The sequence below is a fragment of the Aerococcus sp. Group 2 genome, from assembly GCF_905125285.1.
In the GTDB taxonomy this organism is placed as follows: domain Bacteria; phylum Bacillota; class Bacilli; order Lactobacillales; family Aerococcaceae; genus Aerococcus; species Aerococcus urinae_E.
Window position 1 is genome coordinate 310,956 of the sequence record NZ_CAJHPA010000002.1, and the last position, 12,439, is coordinate 323,394.

Annotated in this window: 10 protein-coding genes; 4 read left to right on the forward strand and 6 right to left on the reverse strand. The window is 42.8% G+C overall.

Annotation, left to right across the window (positions count from 1 at the left end; translation table 11 throughout):
• Positions 1-21: 21 nt before the first annotated feature.
• From hpf to JFU01_RS03780, 3 genes are all read right to left on the reverse strand, one after another.
• Entirely contained in the window at positions 22-591 is a 570-nt protein-coding gene (gene hpf / locus JFU01_RS03770) for a ribosome hibernation-promoting factor, HPF/YfiA family (protein WP_013668810.1), read from the reverse strand.
• Between the two features lie 118 nt (positions 592-709).
• Positions 710-1,387, reverse strand: coding sequence for a ComF family protein (locus tag JFU01_RS03775; RefSeq protein WP_195855855.1), 678 nt, complete (start codon positions 1,385-1,387; stop codon positions 710-712).
• Positions 1,380-2,726: a DEAD/DEAH box helicase gene (locus JFU01_RS03780; protein WP_195855854.1), complete on the reverse strand. Its 1,347-nt coding sequence runs from the start codon at positions 2,724-2,726 to the stop codon at positions 1,380-1,382. The genes JFU01_RS03775 and JFU01_RS03780 overlap by 8 nt, the downstream gene beginning before the upstream one ends.
• A 157-nt stretch (positions 2,727-2,883) precedes the next feature.
• Between JFU01_RS03780 and JFU01_RS03785 the strand changes: the two genes are divergently transcribed.
• Complete coding sequence (locus JFU01_RS03785; protein ID WP_195855853.1) at positions 2,884-3,531, forward strand: YigZ family protein; 648 nt, start codon at positions 2,884-2,886, stop codon at positions 3,529-3,531.
• A gap of 130 nt (positions 3,532-3,661) precedes the next feature.
• Here the strand turns inward: JFU01_RS03785 and JFU01_RS03790 are convergent, their stop codons facing one another.
• Positions 3,662-4,288, reverse strand: a complete 627-nt coding sequence (locus JFU01_RS03790; protein WP_195855852.1) for a bifunctional 4-hydroxy-2-oxoglutarate aldolase/2-dehydro-3-deoxy-phosphogluconate aldolase — start codon at positions 4,286-4,288, stop codon at positions 3,662-3,664.
• A gap of 460 nt (positions 4,289-4,748) precedes the next feature.
• Between JFU01_RS03790 and JFU01_RS03795 the strand changes: the two genes are divergently transcribed.
• The gene (locus JFU01_RS03795) at positions 4,749-5,378 is read left to right on the forward strand and encodes a deoxynucleoside kinase (protein ID WP_195855851.1); all 630 of its coding nucleotides are present in this window, start codon (positions 4,749-4,751) and stop codon (positions 5,376-5,378) included.
• 17 nt (positions 5,379-5,395) lie between these two features.
• Positions 5,396-6,148 (forward strand): nicotinamide riboside transporter PnuC, encoded by a 753-nt coding sequence (gene pnuC, locus JFU01_RS03800; protein WP_111852219.1) that lies wholly within the window; start codon positions 5,396-5,398, stop codon positions 6,146-6,148.
• A gap of 149 nt (positions 6,149-6,297) precedes the next feature.
• Here pnuC and JFU01_RS03805 read toward each other — a convergent pair whose 3' ends face one another.
• Both JFU01_RS03805 and proS read right to left on the reverse strand, forming a co-directional pair.
• Positions 6,298-8,580 carry a glycogen/starch/alpha-glucan phosphorylase gene (locus JFU01_RS03805; RefSeq protein ID WP_195855850.1) on the reverse strand — a complete coding sequence of 761 codons (2,283 nt, stop codon included), beginning with the start codon at positions 8,578-8,580 and terminating at the stop codon, positions 6,298-6,300.
• Between the two features lie 779 nt (positions 8,581-9,359).
• On the reverse strand, positions 9,360-10,814 hold the full coding sequence (gene proS, locus JFU01_RS03810; protein WP_195855849.1) for a proline--tRNA ligase: 1,455 nt from the start codon (positions 10,812-10,814) through the stop codon (positions 9,360-9,362).
• Positions 10,815-11,410: 596 nt separating this feature from the next.
• Between proS and JFU01_RS03815 the strand changes: the two genes are divergently transcribed.
• Entirely contained in the window at positions 11,411-12,406 is a 996-nt protein-coding gene (locus tag JFU01_RS03815) for a substrate-binding domain-containing protein (RefSeq protein ID WP_195855848.1), read from the forward strand.
• Positions 12,407-12,439: the final 33 nt, after the last annotated feature.

Sequence of the window (12,439 nt, forward strand, 5' to 3'; positions counted from 1 at the left end):
AGCTTCTGACTTAAAAATCTCTTATTCGTTAACGATGTCTTTTTCGATTTCGATTAAACCGTACTTACCGTTATGGCGTTTGTAAACTAAGGACACGCTTTCACTTTCAGCATCTTCATAAATAAAGAATGAGTGTCCTAACATTTCCATTTGTAAGACCGCTTCTTCTGCGCTCATTGGTTTTACCGCAATACTCTTGGTACGGACAATTTCAATATTACTGTCATTGTCATCTTTACTGTCTTCTTGATTATTTTCAGTAAACATCACGTCAGAAATACCTTTTTCACGTGATTTGCGGTTAATCCGAGTTTTATATTTCTTCACTTGGCGTTCGAGTTTATCAACCACTAGGTCAATGCTACCGTAAAGGTCTTGTGAGGTTTCTTCAGCCCGTAAGGTTAAACGTGGTAGGGGAACTGTAACTTCTGCTTTAGCCTCTCCGTTTTGGTAGACTTTGGCATTCACATAGACGGTTGTATCCGGAGCGTCTTTAAAGTATTTCTCGATTTTTGAAATCTTATTCTCTGCATAATCACGGATAGCAGGAGTGATTTCAATATTTTCTCCGCGAACATTGTAAGTAAACATAATTACTCATCCTTCCTAAGCCAAACATAGTCTGGCAGAAGCCCTTAATAAGCTTCTTTCTTACTACTTATATTATATGTTAGATAGCGCTTTAATTCAAGTCATAAGGCAGTTTTCCCTAACGTCCCAGCGTAAGCGAAGTGATTTCTTCTACCCCAAAAGATTCTAAAAAACGGACCACTTGGTGGATCGTCGCACCGGTTGTATAGACATCGTCAAAGAGAAGAATTTTTTGAGGGAGTGGCCCTTCTGTCAAGCGTTCAATCTGGCGTTGGTTAGCTAAGCGCTCTTGGCGGTTCAACTGGGCCTGTTTCTTTTTGGATCCAGCTAGGTGGATTAAGCGTTGGTAGGGAATACCCGCCTGGTCCAAAATAAGCTCACTTTGATGAAAACCGCGTTTTTTAAACTTTGCACTTGAGCCAGGGATGGCTAACCAGGTGTATCCGGGATAATCGCCTCTAATCTTTTTGAGTTCTTGAGTAAATAAGCCGGCCACCCTGACATCGCCCTTACTTTTCAGGGTATGTAGCCAGTCTTTAAAGACAGCATTATAGGCGCAGAGCGAGTAATTACGAAAGTACCAGCCATCCTCCCTTTGCCAGGTCAAACAGTCAGGGCAGTAGTCCCCTTCTTCCCATTCCCGGCTACATTGCTGACAACGCGGCCCCTTTAAATAATGAAAGGCCTCTTGACAAGTTGGACAGATAATAATAGGCTCCCAGCTCTTCCAGGTGAAGAGTTCTTTTAAGCTAAGCTTTTCCTGGAAATTTTCTTGACACAATAAGCACTCACTCATCAATCAAGCCCCGCTTCCTAGCTTCTTGATTTAGCCAGAGAATCTGCTTGACCGCTTGCAGGCTGGCCTTGGTTTTCCCCTCATGAAGGAAATACACCTGCCCGCTGGCTTGGTCAGGTTTGCGTCCTACCCGTCCAGCAATCTGAACTAAGGAGGAGGTGTTAAAGACCCGGTCCTCACTCCCTAAGACAATGACGTGAATTCCAGGAAAGGTCACGCCCCGCTCTAAAATAGTAGTGGTCAGTAAAAACTGATAAGTCTGTTCACGCATGGCGGCTATCTTTTCAATCCGATCGGGGTCTTTAGAGGAAACACTGGTAAAGCTTACTTGCTTAAAATGCTTATGGAGAATTTTTTCGAGTTCTTCCATCAAGGCGATATGGGGGAGGAAGAGTAAAAAAGACTCGCCCTTCTTTAGAAAAGTCTTGATGGTTGACCCTAATACGCCCGGCAAGCGCCCCTTAGCAATAGCTTGCCGCCAATCGCCCACCCAGCGGTGCTTAGGAACCGGGAGAGGATGGCGGTGATAGCGGGCTGGCAGGATAGAAGCGGCAACTTTTTCCTGCTTGATAGCCCTTTGCTGGTCTCTTGAAGGAGTAGCAGTGAGTTCCACTCGCACGCCGGTGTCTTTAACTGCTCGCCGACTAGCTGCCTCTAATAAAGGGTCACCATGGTAGGGAAAGGCATCAACTTCATCAACAATTAAAAGATCAAAGGCCTGGTAAAAGCGCAGTAACTGGTGGGTCGAAGCAATAGTCAAGGGGCTAAGCCGGTAGGGGTGGTCCACCTTGCCATGGAGGAGGAGAATATCAATATCCGGAAAGGCAGCTTGAAAGCGGGGGAATAACTCATTACAGACATCGACCCGAGGCGTAGCCAAGGCGATACGCTGACCCTGACGGAGGGCATAGTCCACTAGGGGAAAAATCATCTCTGTTTTCCCTGCCCCAGTGACCGCCCAAACCAAGTGGTCGCGCCCCGCTTGATAGGAAATCAATAATTGTTTAGCACACTGCTCTTGCTGGGGTGATAGGGTTCCAGGCCATTCTAGGTAAGTTTGCTCCCGACATAAATCTCTAAAGTAAAAGTGAGGATCTAGGTCATAATAAAGCCGGTCGCAGGTCCTTAATTTGGCAAAGGCCAGGCAATTTAAACAATAAAAACACGGGCCGTCACAAAGACAAGGATTAGGCTGAAAAGCCAGCTGGTTAAAACAACGCTGGCAAATTAATTGCTTTCCCTCAGATTTAATCGCTGGGAGACTAGGAATACCGCTTAAATCAAGGTCATCGGGCAGCTCACTCGCCGCCAGCAGCCGTCCTAAAAGTAAGTCTTGCACGCTTATTCATCCTCTCTTCATCACCTGACTAAACTATTTATCCGTAATTAACGGCCAAATTCCCCCTCTCAATTGACGAATAAAAGGAGACTTTTGAAGTTTAGACCTGCTTTAGTTACAATAAGGAGAAAATAAAAAGAAACGAGCTGAGCCATCAATGATTGAATACCGTACCATTAAATGTGCTGGTGAACATGAAATAGAAATCAAAAAATCACGCTTTATTTGTCGGATTCAGCGCGCCTACACGAAGGAAGAAGCCGACACTTTTGTTGAAGAAGTCAGAAAAGAACATTATAAGGCCACCCACAACTGTGTCGCCTACCAAATCGGTGAGCGTAATGAAATTCAAAGGGCCCTCGATGATGGTGAACCCAGCGGAACAGCTGGAGTGCCCATGCTGGAAGTCCTAAAAAATATGGATTTAAAAAACGTTGCCTGTGTGGTTACCCGCTATTTCGGCGGTACTAAATTAGGAGCCGGGGGTCTGGTCCGTGCCTATAGCGGTGCCGTTTCCGAAGCCGTCCACCAGATTGGTGTGGTTGAACGCCGCTTGCAAACCCAAGTCGATGTAACCATCGATTATTCCCTCAACGGCAGCATGGCCTATTGGGTGGAAAACTCTCCCTACTCTCTCCTAGATACCACCTACTTAGAAAAGGTGACCTATCACTTAGGCGTCCCCAGCCAAGAAGTGGACAAACTCCAAGAAGAACTCACCAACCTCACTGCTGCCCAAGCCAGCTTTCATATTGGTGAAGAGGTCTATGTGGACGTACCTGTCCCGGTCGATACTGATCAATAAAGAAATAAGCCTGATCTTACCCCAAGGGGTGAGATCAGGCTTATTTTCCTGCCAATTTTAACTGACTAAAAAATTTTCCCTCCAAAAAACACCCAGCCGCTAAAAGCTGGGTGTTTTCCTTCCAATAAGTTTAGTGGAGCTGCTTGGTTAAGGCCACTAATTTATCTGAGGCTGTTTTTCCTTCATCTTTTAAGACCTCTTTTTCAGACAAGATAAAGGAGCCCCCCACTGCCAATACGGCATCATTGGCTAAATAGTCGGTGAAGTTGTCACTATTGACCCCGCCAGTGGGGATGAATTGGATATCAAAGAAAGGCCCTGCTAAAGACTTAATCGCTGACAGCCCCCCATAGACATTGGCTGGGAAGAATTTCACCACATCAAGGCCTAAATCCATGGCTTGCATGATTTCACTTGGAGTAACTGCTCCGGGGAAGACAGGAATATCTTGTTTTAAACAATAGTTGACCACTTCAGTCGATAAACCAGGACTAACAATAAATTGCGCGCCATGGTCAACGGCGTCTTTGGCGGTATCCAAGTCACGGACTGTGCCTGCTCCCACAACTAATTTGCCCCTATCCGCCAATTGCTGGATGGCTTGAGAAGCCAGGTCACTGCGGTAGGTCACTTCGATAAAGGATAAGTTGTTTTCACTTAAAACCGCCTCAGCTAGGGCTACCGACCCTAAGTCACTGACCGTGTATAAGGGTAAGAGTTGCTCTTTACCCAATCGTTCTCTAAAAGTTTCTGCCATAGCTAATGTCCTCCACTCATTGAAATTACGCTGCTTATTATTATTCAGTCTAACACGATTACTAAGATTTGCTAGAAAAAAGCCCCAGACTGCTTTATATTTCCTTGAAAACAAAAAAGCCCTTACAGGTTTTGGGTAAGCATTGTAAGGGACTCACAAGCTTATTATAGCAGCTTGTTAACGCTTTCGCAAGCGATTTCATCAGCTTATCGCTCTTTTTAGAACTTTTATAAAGAAGGCCCCCAAATATAAAAGATTAATTAAATTTTAAAAATAATTAGGCCGAGCCATCCAGGCAGTCTCAAGCTTAGTCAAATAGGTCAAAGAGCGCAGGAAAATTTCTTCCTTGGCCTTATCAATATCCTATGATAGAATACTTTTCGGACACAAGATATAGTATTTACACTTATTTTTATAAGGAAACAGCACAATATATAGTTAGAGAGTAGGGATTACAATAGTGATAGTTTTTGCTGGAACCATCGGCGCAGGGAAATCGACCTATGCCGGAAAATTAGCTGAATATTTAGGCACAAAAGTATTTTACGAACCTGTCGAGGAAAACCCCATCCTTGATAAATATTACCAAGACCCCAAGAAATATGCCTTTTCCTTACAGATTTACTTTTTAAACCAACGCTTTAAAAATATTAAGGCAGCCTTTTTCGATAATAATAACGTTTTGGACCGTAGTATTTACGAAGACGAGCTTTTCACCTATTTGAATGTCTTAAACGGGAATATCTCTGAAGAAGAGTTTGGCATCTACCGTGACTTACTAGCCAACATGATGGAAGAATTAGACAGCCTACCTAAAAAGGCTCCTGACCTCTTAGTCTTTTTAGATAGTTCCCTAGACAACGCGGTCAAAAACATCAAAAAACGGGGCCGGGTTTATGAACAACCAAGTTCTGATAACGGCCTTTACGATTATTACCGTCAACTCCACAGCCACTATGGGCAATGGTATGCAGACTATGACCAGTCACCTAAAATGCGGCTAAATGTGGACAATTATGACATTCATCGCCCCCAAGACGCCCAAATTATTTTCGATAGCATTGACACTTACTTAGAAAAAATTCAATAGGAAAACGAGGAAGATATATGCAAGAACAAAACAAAGCCACTAAGACCCTGTCCTTAAAAGAATGTATTCACCGCGCCTTAAAACCACTCAACAAGGTGGAATTAGCCATCATCGCTTTTGGTTTTATCGTCTCCTTGGGATTTAATTTATACGGAATTATTACCAGTTTAACCAGCCAAGAATTTGACCTTAACATCCTTATGTCTCTAGGGATGAGTATCTTTGGATTTTTAGGCACTTGGACCTTAGCCATTCAATGGCAACCCACTTTTATTGTTAACGGGATTCAAAACATCTTCGGGATTGCCGCTGCCGCTATCCTAGGAATATACGGAGATATGTTTTCATCTATTTACTATCTCATCACCGAATTTGTTGGCCACTTCAGTTGGGCTAAACGTCGGGACGAAAATGGTGACCTCCATGTGGACCAATACTTTAATTTAAAAATTATTTGCCAAGCTGTCTTCTTCTGGACTATTGGTTTAGGGGCCTTTTCCTATGTATTAGGTGGCCAACAAATTGTCTTAGACGCCATCACTAACGGGATTTCCTTTACCGCCCAACAACGTCAAGTGACTGGTCACAAGGACGGCTACTATCTCTGGTTAATTAACGATATCCTTTCCGTGATTCTTTGGTTACAAGCAGGTAACCTGATCGTGGGTTTCTCCTACCTAGGCATGTTAGCTCAAGGGATTGCTGGCTTAATTATCTGGTCTAAAGGAAAGAGCTCTGCCTTAGAATACGAAAACGAATGCATCGACTAAAAACTTGTCGCTTCCATCTTCAACAACACAATAAATAAAAAAGTGCAGCAAGCACAAAAGGATTGCTGAGAAGTTCTGATCGCTCCTACTTCTCAAGCAAAGTCCTTAGTCTTGCTGCATTTTTGTTTTACTGATGTCTTTTTAATCGTTTATTCAGGATCGTCGACTTCTAAGTGCCAAATATCCTCATTATATTCCAAAATCGTACGGTCACTGGAGAAGTAGCCCGCTTCTGAAACATTGACTAGGACCTTATCCAACCAAGCTTCTTGGTCTTCATAGTCTTGGTACATCTTATCTTTGAGGGCAATGTATTCTTCTAAGTCAATCATCGCCATGAAGTAGTCCTTGTTCTTGATATCTTCATAGAGACGCCGTAATTGACTTTCGTGGCCTAAACGAATCATTTCCGGACTCACAATAAAGTCGACCAGGGCTTTAATGGCGGGACGATTATAGTAATCTTGGGGATTATAGGCGTTATTCGCATAGAGGTCAATAATCTCATCACTAGACTTACCAAAGGTGTAGATGTTGTCTTCCCCTACCCGCTCAGCAATTTCCACATTCGCCCCATCCAAGGTACAAATGGTTAAGGCACCATTGAGCATAAATTTCATATTACCCGTTCCACTCGCTTCTTTTGAAGCCAAGGAAATTTGTTCAGAAATATCCGCCGCCGGAATGAGGTATTCTGCTTCCGTGACATTATAGTTGGGGACAAACTCAACCTGTAAATAAGGAGCCACTTCAGGATCTTCCTTAATCAGTGCTGACAAGGTGAGAATTAAGTGGATAATATCTTGGGCAATGGTATAGGCTGGAGCGGCCTTGCCCCCAAAAAGAATGGTGATTGGGGTTTGCGGCCGGTTGCCGTTCTTGATATCAAAATATTTGTAGATAATATAAAGGGCCAGCATTTGTTGGCGTTTATACTCATGGATCCGTTTAATTTGAACATCAATAATCGAATCTGGCTTAATCTCGATCCGTTTACTTACCCTTAAATGTTCCGCTAAACGGTCTTTATTAGCCTGCTTAATTTGGGCTAATTGATTCATAAAATCCTTATTGTCCTTTTCTTTACTTAAACCGCTAAGATCGGAGATTCCTTGATGCCATTGGTCGCCAATGCTTTGGTCAATTAAATGGGCCAAACGCGGATTGGCAGCCATAATCCAACGTCTAAAGGTGATCCCATTAGTTTTATTGGAGAATTTTTCTGGGTAAATATCGGCAAAGGCCTTGAGCTCACTATTCACCAAGATCTGCGAATGTAAGCGGGCCACACCATTAGTCGAAAAGCCAAAGTGGATGGCAATGCTGGCCATATGGACCGTGTTCGAGCCATCGATAATCTCAACCGCATGATTATCGGGAAACTCTTCCTTAATCAGACGGTCCAAGCGGCAAATAATATTAGCAATTTCCGGTTGAACGGCTTCAATATCTGCTAGTGGCCATTTTTCCAAGGCCTCACTTAAAATAGTATGGTTAGTAAAGGCGACTACCTGGCGGACAACTGCCACCGCTTCTTCAAAAGTAAAGTCATGGTCTTCAGTTAAGAGTCGGATTAATTCAGGAATGATGAAGGTAGGGTGGGTATCATTAATCTGGATGACCGCGTAGTCAGCTAAATCATGGAGATTGGACCCTCGATCCAGAGCTTCACGAATAATCAATTGGGCGGCATTAGAGACCATAAAGTATTGTTGATAGATTCTCAGCATCCGTCCCGCATGGTCAGAGTCATCAGGATAGAGGAAAAGAGTCAAGTTTTCAGGGATATTTTTCTTATCAAATTGGATAGTTCCCCATTGAATTAAATCAGAATTCACCGTGTCTAGGTCAAATAAGCGGAGACGGTTACGTTCCCCTTTTTTAAAGCCAATAATATCAATCTCATATAAGGTGGAAGCGACTGGCCCATTTTTAAAGGGAACGGTAAAAGTAGTCTCGGTGCTGTTTAACCAAGTTCTCCCCCCTAACCAATCATCAGGCTTGGCCGTTTGTTGGTTATTATCGAAAAACTGACGGAAAAGACCAAAATGGTAATTTAAACCGATGCCGTCCCCGTTCATGCCTAAGCTGGCAATAGAATCTAAGAAGCAAGAAGCCAAGCGTCCCAACCCTCCATTACCGAGTGAAGGTTCTTTTTCTGCTTGTTCCACTTCCGTTAAAGAGCGGCCGTGAGCCTGTAATTCTTCTTCAACTTGGTCATAGATCCCTAAGTTTAAGAGATTATTGACCAGTAATTTACCAATCAAGAATTCTGCCGATACATAATAAAGTTTTTTCTTACTGTGATTAGTGGCTAAGCCTTTGCTTTTATCCTTGATTAAATCGAGTAATAAATAATAAAGTTCCTGGTCACTAATATCTTCTATGGACTTATGAAATTGATTTTTTGCCATAGCTGCCATTGTATTCATAGGTGGATCCTTTCTCGTACTTGGATAATAACAACTAAAAAGTTGTATCCACTTTAAAAAATTTAAGTAATATATTATTAAAATAGCTGATTTCATCTCATTGAGCAAGCGTTTTCTATTTTCCCCTGAGATAAAAACAAGAGTTATCCACTTAAATTATAAAACGACTGGTCTTTAGTTAGTAGAAGAAACATGTTTGAATTAATAAAAAAGAGGGTCTCTGCCCTCTTTTTGCGCTTGTCGCACTCTCTAGTTGAATTCAGACGCCAGACTTGAAGTTGCTTCAGAAAATTCCAACGCACAGTTCCCTGTGCTTGTGGTATTTTCTTCCAATGATTCAAGTCTTAAACGGCGTCCTCACATCCTTTCCAAAACGTGTTCCGGGTGCAGATCGATCTCCACTTCACTAAAGTGCAAGAAATTCTTTTCAAGAATTTTTGCTCTTTAGCTCCAGTTGCTATAGCTGTTCGAAGCGTTAGCGAGTTACAGATATAGTATGCGTAGCTCTATCGATCTTTGGTGCACCCGTCACACTCTATCCAAACCTGCTCGCTGACAAAAGTGAACTCCGCTTCAGAAATATTTGGCAATCCTTTTCAAGGATTGCCGCATATTTCTTCCAGCGTTTCACTTTTTTGTCGTCAGCTCGCACTCTCTTCAAACCTGTTACAAGCGCAGAGCAAGCGTCCGCTTCAGAAAATAGCGACAAATTCTCTTTGAGAATTCTTACGCCTTTTTCTTCCAGCGATCTTGCTCTCTGACGCGCTTGTCACACTCTCCTAATATGCGCGGGCAAACCAAACGGTGTGTTTTGCGGGCTTTCCGCTAACCAGGTCGACGGTTTTTTCTACTGCTGGTTCAAAGGGGATATTCCGGGTAGTGAAGCCGGTTTCTTCTTTGACCTTGGCTTCTGTTTCTTCCGTGCCATCCCAGCCAGCAAGGATCCAGCCTGGGTATTCTCCTTTTTCTTCACAAGACTTGATATGTGCCTTTAATTGGTCCAGGGTGTCGATGTCGAAATGTTCATGGTCATGACGGAATTGATCTGCCTTGTCATAGAGACGTTTTTGCATGGTTTCCATTTCACTGGCAACCTTGTCGAGTAAGTCATCTAAGTTAACCGCTTCTTTGTCCTCTAAGTCACGCATCTTAATCATGCATTGGCCATTTTCCATATCGCGTGGACCAAATTCAATCCGTAGTGGAACTCCTTTCACTTCAGCTTCATTGTATTTGTAACCCGCTGAATTATTGGAATCATCTAAATAAGTTGAATAGCCGGCTGCTTGTAGGTCCTTTTCAATGGCTTCTAGGCGAGTAAGGACTTCAGGGTTCTTCTTCACATTTCCTACCGGGATCAAAGCAATTTGAATCGGTGCCATTTTTGGTGGGAAGATAACCCCCTTCTCATCCCCATGGGCCATAATCATGGTCCCAATCAAGCGGGTCGAGGCGCCCCAAGAACTAGTATGGGCATAAACGTGTTGGTTTTCGGTATTGAGGTACTTAATATCGAAAGCTTCAGCAAAGTTGGTCCCCAGGTAGTGAGAAGTCCCAGCCTGAACAGATTTGGTGTCTTTCACCATGGCCTCGATCGAATAGGTATCTACTCCGCCAGCAAATTTTTCCGAAGGGGTTTTTTGACCAGGGTAGACAGGTAAGGCCAATAAATCTTCTACAGTTTCTTGATAAACTTTGAGGAAGTGCAGGGTCCGTTCCCGGGCTTCCTCTTCAGTCGCATAGGCACAGTGGCCTTCTTGCCATAGAAATTCAGAGGTTCTTAAAAATGGTAGGGTCCGTTTCTCCCAGCGGAAGACATTGGCCCATTGGTTAAGTTCCATAGGTAAGTCACGGTAAGAGTTAATCCAGTCTGACATGGCATTACCAAAGAGGGTTTCTGAGGTTGGACGAAGGGCAACTGGTTCCTCTAATTCTTCATCACCCGCCCGGGTTACCCAGGGGAGTTCAGGGGCAAAGCCCTCAACATGGTCAGCTTCTTTCTTGAAGAAGGATTCTGGTATTAACATGGGAAAGTAGCAATTCTTTACCCCTGATGCTTTAAATTTCTTATCAAATTCGGTCTTAATTTTTTCCCATAAGGCATAGCCATTAGGTTTAAAGACCATGGTTCCACGAACAGGACCATAGGCAAATAAATCAGCCTTTTGAATACTTTGTAAATACCACTTAGAAAAATCATTTTCTTGTAAATGACTTGTTGTTTCTTTTGCCATTGTAATCTCCTTTTTCACTTTATCTGATAAAAAAAGCGAGTCCACCATCCCCTAAAAGGACGATATGACTCGCGGTACCACCTTTATTAAGCTTTTGCTTATCTCATTGGACGATAAGGGTGTCTCCCCTGCAAATGCTTGCACTTGCTAAGTCTTACTTAGTATCTTAGTAGGTTCAATTGTGAGCGGGGTAGTTTTTTCAGCAGCCAAACTCTCTCTTAACCCTTCAACAATTTACTAGTCTAAACTAACTTCCATTGTGGCCGACTTGGGGCCTTTTGTCAATAGGAAAAAGCTCAAGACTTAGAGAAATACTGTCAAGAATGTTTTTTCGTTATAAAAACTTTTTCTATTTATCATTTTATGATAATATTTTTAAATTAATATTTTATATATAATGAAAGAGACAGGTGTTTTCTTAGACAGCAAGCAAGCTTAAGCGCTTTTCAGCGTAATAAGCTACGATAACTTTTAAGGAAAGATTTTATTTTTTATGAAAGTTAATGAAAACGTGATATAATGAATGAGTAAACGGTTGCAAAAGAAAAACACCTTTGCTATATTAAGTCAGTAAATTTTTTCGAAGGAGTTTTATTATGGAGAAACAAAACGTGACAATCTATGATGTCGCCCACCAAGCAGGGGTATCCATGGCCACAGTTTCACGTGTCGTTAACGGAAATCCTAATGTGCGCCCTAAGACTAGAGAAAAAGTCATGAAAGTGATTAAAGAATTAAATTACCATCCTAACGTCATTGCCCGCGGTTTAGCCAGCAAGCGGACCCGCTATATCGGGGTACTCTTACCAGACATTACTAACCCTTATTACAGTTCTCTGGCTTTGGGGATCGATGATATTGCTAATATGTATGAATACAATATTATTTTAGCTAACGCCGACCCTGAGCATGACGCTGCTGGGGTGGAAAGTTTAATTATGAAGCAAGTCGACGGCATTATCTTTATCGGGAATAGCATTTCTCAAGAAGCCCGGCAAAAAATTTCCGCCGCTGGTCGTCCTTGCGTCTTCACTGATTTAATCGATCCTGAAGCAACCATGCCTACGATTAATATAGACGTGGAAGATGCCTACTACCAAGTCACTAAAGATTTCTTAGCTAAGGGTAAGAAACGAATCGCCCTCGTCGGTAGCGACCAAGGCTTCAAAGTGAGCCAAAGCCGGCAATTGCAAGGATATGAAAAGGCCTTAACAGAAGGTGGACATGCCGTCAATGAAGACTTATTAATTGCGGCGAAGTCGCCTTCTTATGACTCAGGCTATGCGCTTTACGAGACCTTCTCTGAATTAGAAGCTGATGCTGCTATTGCTACCGATGATACCATCGCCATTGGCTTACTCAATGCCTTATTAGATAATGTCGTTAAGGTCCCTGAAGAGGTCGAAATCATGGCTTCGGATAATTCACCAATTGTCCACATGTCACGTCCAGAACTCTCCTCAATCGCCCCACCAATCTATGATATTGGTGCTGTTGCCATGCGGGCCTTGACCAAGTTAATGGAAAATGAAACGCTTGACACTGACCTGAAGCTTCCTTACCAAATCATAAAGGGAGGAACCACCAGTTAATCAATCGGCTTAATTAGAAAGTAGGATGTCACT

Coding starts and splice junctions, on each gene's coding strand:
- pnuC (WP_111852219.1), top strand. CDS start 5,396: ATGCAAGAACAAAACAAAGCCACTAAGACCCTGTCCTTAAAAGAATGT.
- JFU01_RS03775 (WP_195855855.1), bottom strand. CDS start 1,387: ATGAGTGAGTGCTTATTGTGTCAAGAAAATTTCCAGGAAAAGCTTAGC.
- JFU01_RS03790 (WP_195855852.1), bottom strand. CDS start 4,288: ATGGCAGAAACTTTTAGAGAACGATTGGGTAAAGAGCAACTCTTACCC.
- JFU01_RS03785 (WP_195855853.1), top strand. CDS start 2,884: ATGATTGAATACCGTACCATTAAATGTGCTGGTGAACATGAAATAGAA.
- JFU01_RS03805 (WP_195855850.1), bottom strand. CDS start 8,580: ATGAATACAATGGCAGCTATGGCAAAAAATCAATTTCATAAGTCCATA.
- hpf (WP_013668810.1), bottom strand. CDS start 591: ATGTTTACTTACAATGTTCGCGGAGAAAATATTGAAATCACTCCTGCT.
- proS (WP_195855849.1), bottom strand. CDS start 10,814: ATGGCAAAAGAAACAACAAGTCATTTACAAGAAAATGATTTTTCTAAG.
- JFU01_RS03815 (WP_195855848.1), top strand. CDS start 11,411: ATGGAGAAACAAAACGTGACAATCTATGATGTCGCCCACCAAGCAGGG.